This is a genomic window from Fictibacillus sp. UD, from assembly GCF_043558025.1.
Lineage (GTDB): Bacteria > Bacillota > Bacilli > Bacillales > Fictibacillaceae > Fictibacillus.
This window is the reverse complement of the sequence record NZ_JARUHH010000006.1, coordinates 233,231-248,215: the sequence shown is the minus strand read 5'-3', so window position 1 is coordinate 248,215 and position 14,985 is coordinate 233,231. Positions and strand designations below refer to the sequence as shown.

Sequence of the window (14,985 nt, the reverse complement as noted above, 5' to 3'; positions counted from 1 at the left end):
AAGTTATTATTTTTTATCAAAAAAGTATCTATGTTTATATAACGAATATTAACACTATTGTAGTTTTTTAATTCTCTTGAAAATCTTTTTTAAGTTATTTTATAAGCTGTTAAGTTTTATCTTACCCCTAATCCTAATTTGAGCATATCTGGGATTCGATTATAATCCTTACACTCCATAGCAAAAATTTAAATCATCGTCATAGGGGATAAATCCTTTATAAAATAACAACATAAATAGTCCCTAGTATATTACTATTTTAATTTTTTAATACTAACCTATGTGGCTTGCGAATAAATCACTTTTTATTTTTGTTGTAGAAATCTCTGGAGTACGTTCCAAGTAAACCACTTCACAATAATCTTTAATAAAATCAAACTTCCCCTTCCAATCATCACCCATTACAAATACATCAATCTTATATTCTTGAACATCTTTTACTTTTTGCTCCCAATTTATCTCGGGTATCACTAAATCAACATATCTAATAGCTTCTAATAACTTTTTTCTTTCTTCGTAAGTAAAATAAGTTCTTTTTCCTTTTTGTCCATTATTAAATTCATCTGATGATAGTGCTACTATTAGATAATCACCTAAAGCCTTAGCACGCCTTAATAAGTTTATATGACCATAGTGAAGCAAATCAAAAGTCCCATAAGTAATAACCCTTTTCATCCCAAAACCTCAATTCTAATTTATACTTTTAAATATTGCATCTAATGAATATTTCGTTGCATTTCCATAACTTTCAACATACTTTCTTCGAAAGTTCCTCACTAAATCACTTGCCTTTTCAAAAGGTAAGTTATTAATTAAATCTAATATTTCTTCTTCGGAGTTAGATCCTCCTAAAATTTCTTTTCGAATATCAAAATACAATCCTCTGTTATGCATGTATTTCTCATAATCGTATGTGAAACAAATCATAGGTCTATCTAATATAGAATAATCAAAAAGAATACTAGAATAATCCGAAATTAAAATATCTGCTGCAATCATTAAATCGTTTAAAACTGAATAATTTGATACATCATATACAAACCCATCATTTGCATTTAGATTTAGAACTTGTGCAACCTCATAATGGGCTCGAAGTAAAATAATGTATTCATCACCAATCTCCTTTTTCCATTTCTCGAAATTAATTGGAGGCGCTAAAACACAATTAAGCTTCTTATCTCTTTCGTATTCTCGAAATGTTGGTGCATATAAGATTACCTTTTTATCCATTGGCAACCCAATTTTTCGCATCATATCATGTTTTGCCTTTATAGTAACATTAGCTAAACTATCATTTCTTGGTAACCCACACACCAAAAATTTATCCCTATCTATATTAAAAACCCTTGAAAAAATATCTGCCTCATATTTACTTTGTGAAGTCATCATGTCTACATTCCATTTGGCGCTTGACCCAAAAGATTTATTTTCAATGGAAATATCTTCTCCCATTTTCTTAATTGGTGTGCCGTGCCAAGTATTAAAATAAAATGTCTTCTTTCCTTTAAAACTTAATCCACGTTCTACTGTTGAATTAGAAATCCAGCAACGTGCTTTTAACGCCGTAATAAAATATTTAATTGAATCCGTCTTAATTTTCTTTCCCCTAGGGATTTTAAAATTTTCGGGATGATGAAAAGCCCATACTAAATCATACTTATCAAAGCGACTGTCATTAATCATCCCTTCGTAAATCACTCTAGGACTATCATCAAACTTCTTACCTCCAAAACTAATAAAAAGAATAACATGATCGTCTGATTTCACAAACAACTTAAGTATATTTAGACTAAATGAACCTATCGTATAATACATTGAGTATAGCGGCTTAAAAAATTTTACTAATGTCATTAAGTAACTCTTCAACATTTCACCTCAAAATATATTTTCTTCATTTCCTTTGTCACACTTTTTAGCCCATACTTCTTCATCGATTGTTTATTAAAATCCCCAAAAGTACTTTGCAAGGAATTATTACTAAACACCTTCTGAAGAGCATTTATAAATTCTTCTTCAACATCTGGTTTTACAAGGTATCCACCCTGCCCATCTATAATTAAATCCCGATTCCCTCTTATATCCGAACACACCACCGGCAGCCCGCAAGCCATAGTTTCCATTAATGCAACTGACAATCCTTCTCTAAAAGAAGGAAAAACAAATATGTCCGCAACTTTACAAAGTTCAATAATATCTTTTCGAAAACCTAACAATTTCACCTGATTGTTCAATCCTAATTCTAAGATTAATTTCCTCAAATAATCCTCCAACGGACCTTGCCCACAGATTAAATAATATACTTTTGGATCATTTAGTTTAGCAATCGCCTTAATTACCGTTTCATGGTTTTTATTTTTATTAAGTTCTCCGACAGAAAGGGCTAAGAATGCGTCATCGGGAATCCCCAAATCTTTACGTTTTGCACTTTTTTCTATAATAACGTCTTGAATCTTTTTAATATCAAGCCCCACGCCAGGAACATATTTCACTGTTTTAGATTTAAATGAAGCCTTTGCTCTTGCATAATCTTCCTTATTGATCGTAATTAAAATATCTGTATGCTTAGATAACCACTTTTCAACTGGATAGTATAACACCCAATTCGGTAGTGGTGCTCCTTTGTAAAAATGAAATCCATGAGCAGTATAAACCACTTTTATGTCCTTCTTTTTTCGACAGGCTAACCTGACACAAGCCGAGGCTATAGGTGTGTGTGAATGAACCAAATCATATTTTTGATTTATAATTAGACTTTTAATCTGCTTATATGCAGAGATATTTTTTCTACTCAAGGGAGAACGTTGAAATTCAATATTATAGACTTTACAGCCTAACTCAACAATTTCCCTTTTCACTTCTTGAACTTTATTAAAAGCAACATCAACCTGATGCCCTTGTTCAACTAACATTTTTATATGGGGAATTAAAAATGCGTTTATTGTATTTGATATAGTTGTAACATATAATATTTTCAGTTTTAACTCTCCCGTCTGCTATTTGCTGGAGTACCAACATGAATTCCAAGAACCGTTATACCTTTGACCACAACAGAACCTGCACCCATTTTGCACCGGTTAATTATATATTTAATTATTTACTACAAGTAAGATACATAACATTATTCCTTTTCCAACTTTGATCGTGCCTTCTAAGTGGCTCGCAATGAATTTCAAACAAAACTTTTAACTACTTTGCCGTGGCCAACTCTAATTATTAGTAGTTTGGTTTTCATAAAATTCTTGGGTACTGGAAGAGTTAAAGTTATTTATAAGAATAAAATCCCTCTTTTGTTTTTCTTCCCAATTTCCTTTCTGTTACTAATTCTTCTAGAATACCTGAAATATGGAGGTTAGTAGTAGAACTTTGAAATTCTTTTAAAATTGATAATGTAATATCATTTCCAATTAAATCTGATAATTTCAATGGACCAATTGGAAAATTCGCACCTAATTTCATTGCATTATCAACATCTTCAGGGGTGGCTATTCCTTCTTCCACAATCTTTACGGCTTCGTTAATCATGGGTATTAATAAACGGTTTACAATGAACCCAGGTGAGTTCTTTACTAATACGTACTCCTTATTAATTGTGGTAACAAGCTTTTTAACGTAGGAGATCACTATATCCTCTGTTTCTTCCAAGTATGAAATCTCGACGAGCTTCATTACTTGAACTGGATTAAAGAAATGTAATCCCACAACTTTTTGAAGTGGAACGATGCCTTCAAATATTGAAGCTATAGATAAGGAAGAAGTATTTGTAGCAAATATGGTCGATAGTGTTCCAGTGTACATACAAGCTTTTTGTATGATCTCTCTTTTAAGAGTTAAATCTTCTGCCATAGCTTCAATAATTAAATTACAATGGCGTAATTGTTCAAAATTATCTGCTATACCTATCCTACCTGCAACCTCTTCAACATTTTCGACTTTAAATCTTTCTGCAACTTTTAAAATTTCAGTTTTTAATTCTGTAGCCTCTAAGTTACGACCAATAGAGATTAGTAATACATCCAGATCGTTTCTAGCCAATTCTATCGCTATCCCTTTGCCCATTGTTCCTGATCCAATTACAGCTATCATGTCTTTAAACCCCTTCATTAATTGTTAAACTTTATCGGCTTTGCAGGAGCCCCAACAGCTGTACAGTTATCAGGTAAATCCTTAACGACTACAGAACCAGCACCAACAACAGTATTTCTCCCGATTTTCACTCCCTGAATAATGGCAGATCCTGTACCAACACTTACAGATTCATCAGTGACTACGAAACCAGAGACATTCACACTTGGAAGAACTGTCGTGTAGTCCCCTAAAATCGCGTCATGTCCGATTGTACAGTCTAAATTAATTATTACATGATTACCAATTTTAATATCAGTTGTTATAATGTTTGCTGCACAAATAATAGACCCTTCCCCAAACGACACTCTGTCAGAGTAAATAACGCTTGGATGAATAAGAACAGGAAAAGAGATATTACTGTCTTTTAACCTTTCGATTGTTCTTTTTTTAGTAATTGGATCTCCAATTGCACAAACCACATTCAACTCTTGAGATTTCAGCCATTCAATATCACCTAATACTTCATAGCCATTCATTTCTGTTCCATGAATTTCTTTGTTGTCATCTGCAAAGCCTAATATATTCCACTCTGGGTTATCCTTATTAATATCTTCAATCAACCAGGCTACCTCACGTCCAAATCCACCCGCACCAATAATTATTATATCTTTCATAATTTAATCCTCCGTTTCTTTATTTCCCATAAATGCTTCCATAGTTGCTGCAGTTTCTGAATTAATACCTTCTCTAATTACAGACTTTTTAATAGTAAGAAGTATGATCTTCCAGTCCCCTCTAAAGCTAACATTGTCAACATAATAACAATCCAAATCAAACTTCTCTTCCCAACTAATAGCATTCCTACCACTCACCTGAGCCAATCCAGACAACCCCGGCCGAACATCATGTCGTCGTTTTTGATGTTCATTATAAAGGAGCAGATACTGTATCAATAAGGGCCTAGGACCAATAATTGACATATCTCCTTTAAGAATATTAAAAAGCTCCGGAAGTTCATCCAATGATGTAGAACGCAGAAACTTTCCAAACTTCGTTAATCTCACACTGTCCGGAAGTAACTCACCATGCTCATCTTTTTCGTCCGTCATAGTCCGAAACTTATACATCAGAAAAATTTCTTCATTAAGCCCAGGTCTCTTTTGCTTGAATAGAACAGGGCTACCTAATTTCATTCTAACAAGAATTGCAATTACTAGAAGTACTGGACTAAGAACAGTAATGGCGATTAATGAAAGCATGAAATCCATCGGTCTTTTTACAAATCTTCTATAAATACCATCTTTTGGATTGTTCATTACTCTAACCACAACCCTTTAATAGTCTTAACAACTCTCTCTAAGTCCTCATCCGTCATTTTCGTATCCGACGGCAAACAAACACCATTCTCAAACAATTTCTCCGAAACACCCTCACCAACAAAGTGGTATTTTTCAAAGAATGGCTGCATATGCATCGGCTTCCATACTGGTCTTGACTCGATATTCTCAGCTTCCAATGCATCAAATATATCAATAGGTCTCACTTTACCAGAAATAGTTATCGAGCTTAACCAATAATTTGGTTCATCCCATTCATTGCTAGGCATGAATTCAATGCCTTCAAGCCCTCCGAGCTCCCTTTTATAGAAATTAAAAATGTAGTTCTTCTTGGCAACTCTTTTATCTAACACTTTAAGCTGCCCTCTACCAATCCCAGCAACCACATTACTCATCCGATAATTAAATCCTAATTCACTATGTTGATAATGTCTTGCTTGATCTCGGGATTGAGTTGCCCAAAATCTCGCCTTGGCAATTCGTTCTTCATTATCAGAAACAAGCATTCCACCACCTGAAGTAGTAATAATCTTGTTCCCATTAAAAGAGAAGATACCATAGTCACCGAAAGTTCCAGTATGTTTACCTTTATAGTAAGTACCCAAAGACTCAGCAGCATCTTCAATAACCATTACATCATGTTTCTTACAGATCTCCATAATTTTGTCCATATCTGCAGACAAACCATATAAATGAACAACAATAACTGCTTTCACTTCTGGATATTTTTTAAACGCTTCTTCCAAAGCTTTCGGACACATATTCCACGTTTTATAATCGCTATCAATAAAAACAGGTATAGCACTTTGATAGATGATTGGATTTGCAGTTGCAGAAAAAGTAAGTGTTGGGCAAAAAACAATATCTCCTTCTCCAACGCCGGATGCTCTTAATGCTAAATGTATAGCAGCTGTTCCTGAAGAAAGTGCAGCAGCAGACTTTGATCCAACCTTTTCAGCTAATTCTTCTTCAAATCCATTTACGTTTTCACCAAGGGGAGCAATCCAGTTTGTATCAAATGCTTCTTGTACATATTGCATTTCATAACCCTCATCACTCATATGTGGTGATGAAAGAAAGATTCTATCGTTTACTTTTGTAGTTGCCATCTTCAAGTCTTCCTTCCTAAGTAAGGTTAATGCTTTAGTAGATTAGGACTTGATTAAAAATAATTGTTTCCAACCAACTACTAAACCACTAATAATGCATTTATTTTTAATAAGTAAACACGAAAATTCATTACAAAACCGAGTTTCTACTATTATATATACCATTCAATCAAACAACTTTTACTACATACCAAGATTTTCAGCATTTATTTTTAGCTCGAAGCCACTTTCCTCGTACCTTTTAACATAGAAGCGGGGCCCTTAATAAAAGGGACCCCTCTAACTTATTAACTTCGTGTTAACTCTTAGTTAACATTCTTCACTAGCAATTGTTCTTTCTTATTCGCTAACTCTAAAACATAATCCGATAAATAATGAGCAGCAAATGAGTGATGATTTTCAATTAAATTAGACACTCTATCAAAGTCAAACTCCACAGTCTTCCCAATAAAAATCTTAGGAAAAACCTCTTTTTTATGCACTTCATTCTCTCCAAGAAGCTCTTCATACATCTTCTCACCAGGGCGAATACCAGCATACTTAATCCCGATCTCATCAAGGTTATAACCTGACAGTTGAATAAGGTTCTTAGCCAAGTCTACGATCTTAACCGGTTCACCCATATCTAGAACGAAAATTTCTCCACCTCGAGCTAACGCACCCGCTTGCATAACGAGTCGTGATGCTTCTGGAATTGTCATGAAGTAACGGGTCATATCAGGATGAGTAACGGTTACTGGTCCACCATTTTGAATCTGATTTTTAAAGAGTGGTATAACAGAACCTCTACTTCCTAACACGTTTCCGAATCTCACAGCGACAAAGTTTGTCTGGCTTTGCTTGTCCAAATTTTGAATAACCATCTCTGCGATTCGTTTTGTTGATCCCATAACATTTGTAGGGTTAACGGCTTTATCAGATGAAACGAGTACGAAGGTCGTTACTCCAAACATATCCGCTGCTTCAGCTACGTTTTTCGTACCGATTACATTGTTCTTTACAGCTTCTTTCGGATTGTACTCCATTAACGGAACGTGTTTATGTGCAGCCGCATGGTAGACAACATCTGGTGCATGTACACTCATCACTTCAAAGATACGATCACGGTCTTGAATATCTGCAATAATAGGAATAATTTCTAAATCTTTACCGTGTTTGTTTCGAAGTTCCATATCGATTTGATAGATGGAGTTTTCACCATGACCTAATAATAGAAGTTTTTTTGGTTTGAATTTGCTCACCTGTCGACAAATTTCTGAACCAATTGATCCACCAGCACCTGTTACGAGTATCGTGTTACCTGTCACTGTCTTTGATATACTGTCAATATCAAGCTGTACAGGGTCTCTACCTAGTAGATCCTCTACTTGAACTTCACGGAATTGATTAACGGATACTTTACCAGACACAATGTCTTCAATCATTGGCATAATCTTTGTAGTTGCTGTAGTTTTACTGCACTCTTGATAGATCTTTTGAATTTCTTTTTTACTTAACGAAGGAATCGCAATAATGATCTTTTCAACGCTAAGTTCTTCAACTAACTTTGGAATATCTTTCGTTTTGCCAGATACGGTAACTCCATAGATTTGAAGTCTTTGTTTTTTGGGATCATCATCTACAAAAGCAACTGGATATAAATCAGAGTCGCTGCTCTTCTTCAACTGACGAACAAGCATAGAACCTGCAGAACCTGCACCAATAATTAAAGCTCTCTTCTTTTCGATCTGAGGACTTATGTAATTATCTCTAAACATTCTCCAGGAGAAACGTGATCCTCCAATTAAAATTACATGAAGCATCCATGTGATTCCGAGCACTCTTACATACACATTGCCGCTCACAACAAGTTGAATGACTCCTGCCGTAAGAATCGATAACGTAACGGCACGAACGATTCCCAGCATTTCACCTACACTTGCATACTCCCAAGCCCTTTGATATAAACGGTATCTGAATGCAAATAAATGATGACTAGCAAGGAGTGCAATAGAGCTAATAACAAGCATGGGAAAGTTATAAATATTAAAGTATGGATGAAGCGTGTAATAACCTACATAAATAGACGTCAATACAATTAACGAATCTAGTAGAATCAGCATCGATACTCGCTTTTGATAGCTCAAGTGAAATCCCTTCTTTTCATTGTATTTTTACAAAAGAAATCCCTAAGGAAAATGTGTTCATTTTTCTTAGGGTATTAAATTTTTGTTAACTCTTGTTCTGTTTTGTTTAACTTCTGGATAAGCTTTATATGAGCATACAGCTTAATTGGATATTTTCACTTGCTCTAACAAACGCTCAAGTTCAGGTAGCAGTTGTTTGCTGATCTCTTGATCTTTCAGTGCAAACTCAATAGTCGTCATAATAAAGCCTAATTTTTCACCAACGTCATATCTCGTTCCTTCAAAGTCATACGCAAATACTCTTTGGAATTTGTTCAGTTGCTGAATCGCATCGGTTAACTGTATTTCTCCCCCAGCACCTGTTTCCTGTTTCTCTAGGTAACTAAAAATTTCTGGAGTTAAGATATAACGGCCCATAATAGCTAGATTAGAAGGCGCTGTACCATGTGCAGGCTTTTCAACGAAATTCTTCACACCATATAAATTATTAAAATTGCTTAGTGGATCGATAATTCCATAACGATGTGTTTGATCTTCCGGAACTTGTTGTACTCCGATAATAGAAGCAGTAGTCTCTTCATATTTCTCAATTAATTGTTTTAGACAAGGCTTTTCTGCCTGAACGATATCGTCTCCTAGTAGTACGGCAAAAGGCTCATCTCCAATAAATTTTCTTGCACAAAATACCGCATGACCCAAACCTTTTGGTTCTTTCTGACGAATATAATGTATATCAGCCATTTTTGAAGAGTGTCTTACTTTTTCTAATAAGTCTAATTTCCCTTTTTCAAACAGATTTTGTTCCAGCTCTAACGCATGATCGAAGTGATCTTCAATGGCACGCTTGCCTTTACCTGTAACAATAATAATATCTTCAATGCCCGATTCGATGGCCTCTTCCACAATGTATTGAATGGTTGGTTTATCTACAATCGGCAGCATTTCTTTCGGCATGGCTTTTGTTGCTGGCAAAAATCGTGTTCCTAATCCAGCAGCTGGAATGATGGCTTTTTTAACTTTTTTCAAAGTATGTCCTCCTTTTAAAAGATTCCCAAGAATTTCTTTTTACGTATATATGAGGGTTGAGGGGTGAATATACTCTTCCCTTGACTGACCAACTCAGCGTTTTCTTGCAAATAATATCTCATGTCTATTCCAAACTGTTTTTGAACACGCTCATAAGCTTTCACTAAATGAAAACCTCTAGAATCTGTGTTATGTGCATCAGACGCGATAAAGTGTGCCATATTAGCGTTTATCAGGTCATTAGAGAAATTCATAATTTTCTTTCCAAATTTCCCTGCAATTGAACTTGCGGTTATTTGGGTAAGCGCTCCAGTGATAATAAACTCATAAAGGATATCTGGATTTTCTATGATCTCGCTATTTCGTTCAGGATGAACAATGATAGGTGTGTAGTTTCTTAGACTGAGTTCAAAGAAAATTTCTGCGGCATATGCTGGGACATGATTTGAAGGAAGTTCTATAAGTAAATATTTCAACTCGTGGTGCAATGGAGTGAAAACATCCCGATCAAGGTCCTCAATTAGTTCTTTGTAGATCCGAATCTCTTGTCCGGGCAAGATCTGAAGTGGTATTTTTCTCTGCTGCAGTTCTGTATTTAAGTGAGCCACATGTTCCAATATCGCACTTCTTTCGTTTTCATATCTTCCATTCCGATGATGTGGGGTAGCATACAAATGGGTTATTCCTTCTTCCACAGCGACTTTTGCCATTGCAACGGCCTGTTCTATCGTTTCAGCGCCGTCATCTATACCTGGTAAAACGTGACTATGTATATCAATCATGACAAGTCCCCTAACCCGTTTTCAATCTATAGAACTAGTTTTTTAAAAAACTAGTTCTATTTTCTCAAATTTGGAAATCTAACGTTATATTACCATAGGTACCATATTTTACAACCGTCTTTTTTTGTCGAATATTCATGAATTTTGTTGCTTAATTATTAGTTAGTACCGTAATAGTAATAATACTTTTCTTTTCTCATCTCTTTAGCATTTAAGACTGTGCCTAGAATTTTGGCATTTGCATGCTCCAACAATTCCTTTGCCTTTATAGCAGCTTCAATCTCTGTTTTTCCGCTCGAAATAACAAGAATGACACCGTCCACACGATGAGCCAGCAACTGAGCATCCGTTACGGCCATAATCGGCGGTGTATCAAATAATACATAATCGTACAATGCACTCGCCTCTTCAATTAAATGATCCATAGATTTGGAATCTATTAATTCAGAAGGATTTGGAGGAACGGGTCCGCTTGGCAGTACATCCACATCAGGAATCTTCGTAGAAACAACTGCATCTCGAAGTGTCGTTTGACGAGTCAGAACATTTGTTACTCCATAAATGTTGCTTACTTTAAACGTATAATGAACAGTTGGTTTACGCAGATCTCCATCAATTAACAATACACGCTTTCCTTGTTGAGCTAGTACAATAGCTAAGTTTGCGACAGTCGTTGATTTCCCTTCCCCAGGACCTGACGAAGTAACCATTAACGTCTTAAGCTCTTTATCTACTGATGCAAATTGTATGTTTGTACGAATCGTACGGTATTGTTCAGAAATTGGAGACTTTGAATTAATATGAGTAATTAAACTTCTTTGGGTTAAGTCTTGAATGGTTTTTCTTAACTTGCGATTACGACTCAAGGGTTTCACTTCCCATCCGTTTACTAGCTTTTCTGTTTAATGGAGCCTTTTCATCTTCAACCATTATTTTCGGTATAACTCCCAAAACTGGCAACTGAAGCACGGTTTGAATATCTTCTTCCGTCTTAATCGTGTTGTCCAAGTATTCAAGTAAAAATGCGATCCCCACTCCAGCCATTATTCCAACAACTAGTGCGATGGCAATGTTAAGCAGTGGTTTCGGTTTAATCGGTGATGGATTATCTTTTAGAACAGCTGGAGAGAGAACTTTTACGTTGTCTACGTTCATAATAGTGGGAACTTCTTCGCTGAACGTCTCTGAGATGGCGTTCGCAATTAATACGGCTTGTGCAGGGTCTTCATCTTGTATCGTTAAATTAAAGACTTGAGCGTTTTGTTCACTGTTAACAGTAATCTTACCCATTAATGACTCTGTTGATTGTTGCAGATTATAATTTTCAACCACTTTATCTAAGATGGTAGGACTTTTTATAATGACGCTGTATGTGTTAATAATGTCTACATTTGTTCGTATTTGGTTAGCATCAAGCGTTGGTTGTTGACCTGTTTTCTGATTGACCAGAATTTGAGTAGATGCTTGATACACCGGGGTTAGAATGAAATATGAGATAATGCCACTTACTGCAACAGCTACTGCTGCTATTAGAGAAATGAGCATGATCCGTTTTCGCAGAGTATGGGCAATATCCTTTAGTGAAATCGTTTCTTCCATAAGTGCCTCCATCTATGTATTAATAGTTTTTTAATTTCGCTGTATTATAGCACATTTATTTGTAAATTTAGGGATTATATTATAAAACTTTGTAAAACCTGGTTGAAACATAACATTATAGTAACATAATTATTTCATTCTGTAATTTAAATATAAATTTAGATTATTCAATCAAACAAGCACATGGTATACTCCTTTTAGTGTCATTTATTTTAATAAGAAAGAAGAGATTTTATAAATGAAGAAATTCTTGATGATTTTGGGGATTATAGTAGGACTATTTGTTATTAGTATCGGCGGGTATGCGTATTATCTTTATGACTCTACGAAAGATGCTGTAAATGAAATGCACGAAAAAGTAGAAACCGATCAACCAAAACCAACTGTGACTGGTAACGAAGAAGATCTAAAGCCGATCTCCATCATGCTTTTAGGCGTTGATGAGCGAGAAGGTGACAGTGGACGTTCAGATACGATGATGGTTATTGCTGTTAATCCAAAAGAAGACAAAATGCTCATGTTTAACATTCCACGTGACACCCGTACTGAGATAATTGGTAAAGGGATCGACGATAAAATTAATCATGCTTATGCGTTCGGTGGAACACAGATGGCGATGGATACAGTCGAGAACTTTCTGGATACATCTATCGATTATTATGTAAAAGTAAATATGGAATCCTTTCGAGACGTTGTGAACGCTGTTGGCGGCGTTGAAGTGAATAACCCCTTTGCTTTTTCAGACGGTGGATATTCATTCCCCAAGGGTTATCAAGAACTTAACGGAAAAGAAGCATTAGCCTATTCAAGAATGAGATACCAAGATCCTAAAGGCGATTTAGGTCGTAACGATCGTCAGCGACAAGTGATTACATCCATTATTGATAAAGGCGCACGTGTTTCATCCATAACTAAATTTGATAACATCATTGATATCTTAAGCGAAAATGTGAAGACAAACATGACATTCCAGGAAATGAAAGATATTCAAAAGAACTACAAAAACGCGCGCCACAATATACAATCCACAGAAATTAAGAGTTCAGGTAAGATGATCAGCGGTACTTACTTTGGAATCGTTGACGATACAGAAAAAGAAAGAGTTCAAAATCTATTAAAAGAATATTTGAAATAATAGGTAATTGGAACCAGGTCTTGTAAAGGCCTGGTTTTTTGTTATACTTTTCTAAAGTAATAATCCTGTGTCATATCTTGTTGAAACTTGTATAAAAAAAGGTGAATTTTAGAATTTATATTTTCCTGCCAAAATGATAATTTTTTAACTATTTCGACAAAAACTCTCATTTTACACCCATTACCATTTTTACAGGGATATGATACCATGATAATAGTAGGATAAAATGAGGAGGAACCGCTTTGTCTACAATATCGGTGTTAATGGTTGAACCATCTAAACGACCGTCCATTGTCTCAATTGATAATGATCTTAAAGAGTTCGAAACCATCGTAAACGGTCCACTTGACTTGCAGCCTTTTTACCGCTCTCCATTTAAGATTGTGTGTAATGTCGATAACGGCTATGAACTTACATATGGAAAGAAAAAACCACGTGACAGCTTTTTTATCGTTAAACACGATGGTCAATTTCAAAGCATTGATCGCACGGAAGCAGAAGAAGTGCGAGATTATCTTAAAGAAAAAATGAAAAAATGGAAGTAATAAAAAGTCAGCATAGAAGCTGGCTTTTTTTATTTAACATAAATGAAAATGTGGTAGGGCTTGTCGATAAATAGTGTTGAGGGGGAAAAAGAATGACGAATAAAGAAAAAGAACTCACACACCATTTGGCTGAAAGGTTTGAAGTTGCATTTAACCAGATTCATGGTGTGTTAAAGCGCATGAATCCGCATGAATATAATGATGCATTTATGAAGCTGTTAACCGAAACTAGTCAGAAACACCGTTATATTCAGAACTTCTTTTACGAATTAAGACAATTTGCCAAGCTGCGAAATGCATTGGTTCACGAAAAACTCAAAGTAAAAACGTATATCGCTACACCGAGCGAAGATGCTGTTAAACTGATCGAGAAAATTGCTGGCCTATTAATTAAGCCGCCATCAGTTACAAACATTGCAAGTAAGTCTGTTACTACGATTGACCTTACTACAACCATTGAAGAGGTTATTCAACTCATGCATCAGTCTTCCTATAACCAGCTTCCCGTTTATGAAAATGGTGTATTCGTATTTCTCCTTACAGAAGATGGACTAACGAGCTGGCTTGCTTCTTCTATTCATAACGAAACGATTACCTTAACTGGACATACCGCATGTAACATTCAAAATTATGAAAAAGAGCACAACGTGGCATTCGTCGGCAGAAATATAGATATCTTTGAGCTAGAGGATATGTACGAAGAAGCTTTTCAAAATCATAAGAAACTTGAAGCGGTCATCGTAACAGAAACAGGTTCACCACTTGAAAAGCCACTTGGTATTATTACAGCATGGGATCTAATAGAAATTGATTTAATCGGTGAAAAATCGAAATGAAAAATATCGACAAAGCGATGCAGCAAGCAAAGACAAGTATTGAAGCAGAAGGTTTAAGAATATTACCGAAATATGATGAATTAGTGAGAGCAAAGCTCATGAACCAGATTACGGATGAAGAATTCAACCAATTAGTAATGGAAGCGATTAGGAGTAATAAAGATGAGAGATAAGATAACATCATCCGATCTAATGGCCTATTTAATGTTCGCGACTGGTTTTCTAGGAACTTTCCTTACCATCTATCATATAGTCACAAGAGAATGGGAATTCGTATGGATGCATAGCACGACTGCAGCCCTCGCATTCATCGTCATACTCTTTATGGATAAAGATAGAAAGCGCAAGGAGAATTGCAAAATGCCCCGTGATTCATAGACTTTCAAAGCTCACTAGAGAGAAACATCTTTAGAGAGCTTTTTTGT

At 35.4% G+C, this 14,985-nt stretch carries 17 protein-coding genes; 5 read left to right on the top strand and 12 right to left on the bottom strand.

Annotation, left to right across the window (positions count from 1 at the left end; translation table 11 throughout):
* Positions 1–273: 273 nt before the first annotated feature.
* From tagD to P8610_RS12575, 12 genes are all read right to left on the bottom strand, one after another.
* Positions 274–675, bottom strand: a complete 402-nt coding sequence (gene tagD, locus P8610_RS12630; RefSeq protein ID WP_394604675.1) for a glycerol-3-phosphate cytidylyltransferase — start codon at positions 673–675, stop codon at positions 274–276.
* A 15-nt stretch (positions 676–690) separates the two neighbouring features.
* A complete protein-coding gene (locus tag P8610_RS12625; RefSeq protein ID WP_394604674.1) occupies positions 691–1,851 on the bottom strand; it encodes a CDP-glycerol glycerophosphotransferase family protein in 1,161 nt (386 codons plus the stop codon).
* Positions 1,852–1,862: 11 nt separating this feature from the next.
* The gene (locus P8610_RS12620) at positions 1,863–2,924 is read right to left on the bottom strand and encodes a glycosyltransferase family 4 protein (RefSeq protein WP_394604707.1); all 1,062 of its coding nucleotides are present in this window, start codon (positions 2,922–2,924) and stop codon (positions 1,863–1,865) included.
* 337 nt (positions 2,925–3,261) lie between these two features.
* Positions 3,262–4,083 (bottom strand): 3-hydroxyacyl-CoA dehydrogenase family protein, encoded by an 822-nt coding sequence (locus tag P8610_RS12615; protein ID WP_394604673.1) that lies wholly within the window; start codon positions 4,081–4,083, stop codon positions 3,262–3,264.
* A 17-nt stretch (positions 4,084–4,100) separates the two neighbouring features.
* Positions 4,101–4,739 carry an acetyltransferase gene (locus P8610_RS12610; protein WP_394604672.1) on the bottom strand — a complete coding sequence of 213 codons (639 nt, stop codon included), beginning with the start codon at positions 4,737–4,739 and terminating at the stop codon, positions 4,101–4,103.
* Between the two features lie 3 nt (positions 4,740–4,742).
* Positions 4,743–5,381 (bottom strand): sugar transferase, encoded by a 639-nt coding sequence (locus tag P8610_RS12605; protein WP_394604671.1) that lies wholly within the window; start codon positions 5,379–5,381, stop codon positions 4,743–4,745.
* The gene (locus P8610_RS12600; RefSeq protein WP_394604670.1) at positions 5,381–6,511 is read right to left on the bottom strand and encodes a DegT/DnrJ/EryC1/StrS family aminotransferase; all 1,131 of its coding nucleotides are present in this window, start codon (positions 6,509–6,511) and stop codon (positions 5,381–5,383) included. The genes P8610_RS12605 and P8610_RS12600 overlap by 1 nt, the downstream gene beginning before the upstream one ends.
* 305 nt (positions 6,512–6,816) lie before the next feature.
* A complete protein-coding gene (locus tag P8610_RS12595) occupies positions 6,817–8,637 on the bottom strand; it encodes a polysaccharide biosynthesis protein (protein ID WP_394604669.1) in 1,821 nt (606 codons plus the stop codon).
* A gap of 141 nt (positions 8,638–8,778) precedes the next feature.
* On the bottom strand, positions 8,779–9,663 hold the full coding sequence (gene galU / locus P8610_RS12590) for a UTP--glucose-1-phosphate uridylyltransferase GalU (RefSeq protein WP_394604668.1): 885 nt from the start codon (positions 9,661–9,663) through the stop codon (positions 8,779–8,781).
* 14 nt (positions 9,664–9,677) lie between these two features.
* The gene (locus tag P8610_RS12585; protein WP_394604667.1) at positions 9,678–10,445 is read right to left on the bottom strand and encodes a tyrosine-protein phosphatase; all 768 of its coding nucleotides are present in this window, start codon (positions 10,443–10,445) and stop codon (positions 9,678–9,680) included.
* A 158-nt stretch (positions 10,446–10,603) separates the two neighbouring features.
* Complete coding sequence (locus tag P8610_RS12580) at positions 10,604–11,311, bottom strand: CpsD/CapB family tyrosine-protein kinase (protein ID WP_394604666.1); 708 nt, start codon at positions 11,309–11,311, stop codon at positions 10,604–10,606.
* The gene (locus P8610_RS12575) at positions 11,301–12,044 is read right to left on the bottom strand and encodes a YveK family protein (protein ID WP_394604665.1); all 744 of its coding nucleotides are present in this window, start codon (positions 12,042–12,044) and stop codon (positions 11,301–11,303) included. Before P8610_RS12575 ends, P8610_RS12580 begins: the two co-directional genes overlap by 11 nt.
* 238 nt (positions 12,045–12,282) lie before the next feature.
* Here P8610_RS12575 and P8610_RS12570 point away from each other — a divergent pair, with 238 nt between their 5' ends.
* From P8610_RS12570 to P8610_RS12550, 5 genes are all read left to right on the top strand, one after another.
* On the top strand, positions 12,283–13,179 hold the full coding sequence (locus P8610_RS12570; RefSeq protein WP_394604664.1) for an LCP family protein: 897 nt from the start codon (positions 12,283–12,285) through the stop codon (positions 13,177–13,179).
* 242 nt (positions 13,180–13,421) lie between these two features.
* Positions 13,422–13,724 carry a hypothetical protein gene (locus tag P8610_RS12565; RefSeq protein WP_394604663.1) on the top strand — a complete coding sequence of 101 codons (303 nt, stop codon included), beginning with the start codon at positions 13,422–13,424 and terminating at the stop codon, positions 13,722–13,724.
* A gap of 92 nt (positions 13,725–13,816) precedes the next feature.
* On the top strand, positions 13,817–14,560 hold the full coding sequence (locus P8610_RS12560) for a CBS domain-containing protein (RefSeq protein WP_394604662.1): 744 nt from the start codon (positions 13,817–13,819) through the stop codon (positions 14,558–14,560).
* Positions 14,557–14,733, top strand: a complete 177-nt coding sequence (locus P8610_RS12555; RefSeq protein ID WP_394604661.1) for a hypothetical protein — start codon at positions 14,557–14,559, stop codon at positions 14,731–14,733. Before P8610_RS12560 ends, P8610_RS12555 begins: the two co-directional genes overlap by 4 nt.
* The gene (locus P8610_RS12550; RefSeq protein ID WP_394604660.1) at positions 14,723–14,938 is read left to right on the top strand and encodes a hypothetical protein; all 216 of its coding nucleotides are present in this window, start codon (positions 14,723–14,725) and stop codon (positions 14,936–14,938) included. The genes P8610_RS12555 and P8610_RS12550 overlap by 11 nt, the downstream gene beginning before the upstream one ends.
* Positions 14,939–14,985 lie beyond the last annotated feature (47 nt).

Coding starts and splice junctions, on each gene's coding strand:
- tagD (WP_394604675.1), bottom strand. CDS start 675: ATGAAAAGGGTTATTACTTATGGGACTTTTGATTTGCTTCACTATGGT.
- P8610_RS12625 (WP_394604674.1), bottom strand. CDS start 1,851: ATGACATTAGTAAAATTTTTTAAGCCGCTATACTCAATGTATTATACG.
- P8610_RS12615 (WP_394604673.1), bottom strand. CDS start 4,083: ATGATAGCTGTAATTGGATCAGGAACAATGGGCAAAGGGATAGCGATA.
- P8610_RS12610 (WP_394604672.1), bottom strand. CDS start 4,739: ATGAAAGATATAATAATTATTGGTGCGGGTGGATTTGGACGTGAGGTA.
- P8610_RS12605 (WP_394604671.1), bottom strand. CDS start 5,381: ATGAACAATCCAAAAGATGGTATTTATAGAAGATTTGTAAAAAGACCG.
- P8610_RS12600 (WP_394604670.1), bottom strand. CDS start 6,511: ATGGCAACTACAAAAGTAAACGATAGAATCTTTCTTTCATCACCACAT.
- P8610_RS12585 (WP_394604667.1), bottom strand. CDS start 10,445: ATGATTGATATACATAGTCACGTTTTACCAGGTATAGATGACGGCGCT.
- P8610_RS12575 (WP_394604665.1), bottom strand. CDS start 12,044: ATGGAAGAAACGATTTCACTAAAGGATATTGCCCATACTCTGCGAAAA.
- P8610_RS12570 (WP_394604664.1), top strand. CDS start 12,283: ATGAAGAAATTCTTGATGATTTTGGGGATTATAGTAGGACTATTTGTT.
- P8610_RS12560 (WP_394604662.1), top strand. CDS start 13,817: ATGACGAATAAAGAAAAAGAACTCACACACCATTTGGCTGAAAGGTTT.
- P8610_RS12555 (WP_394604661.1), top strand. CDS start 14,557: ATGAAAAATATCGACAAAGCGATGCAGCAAGCAAAGACAAGTATTGAA.
- P8610_RS12550 (WP_394604660.1), top strand. CDS start 14,723: ATGAGAGATAAGATAACATCATCCGATCTAATGGCCTATTTAATGTTC.